Genomic DNA, 225 nt, shown 5'->3' with positions numbered 1-225 from the left:
CTAAAACAGTTACCAAAGGTGATGTGATCAAAGCGACTGATGAATTAGACGCTGCGGATGCTGCATTAAAAACCAATGCACAACAAGAGTTTGAAGATTCATTAGCAACAGAAGCGGATTTAGTCGCGCTTGAGACGAAGGCGAATGAACTTCAAAAGAAACTTGATGACAATGCAGAGTTAGAAGAGTCAGCAAGATATACTGATGAAACACGTGATGCACTTC

Annotated in this window: 1 protein-coding gene; it reads left to right on the top strand. The window is 40.9% G+C overall.

What is annotated here, in order from left to right; translation table 11 throughout:
- Positions 1-225: hypothetical protein (locus AC1M84_RS14340; protein WP_481595247.1), on the top strand; the 225-nt coding region annotated here is incomplete at both ends.

The sequence above is a fragment of the Acinetobacter sp. 24-47-66 genome (genome assembly GCF_056779755.1).
This window is presented reverse-complemented; position numbering and strand designations above follow the sequence as displayed.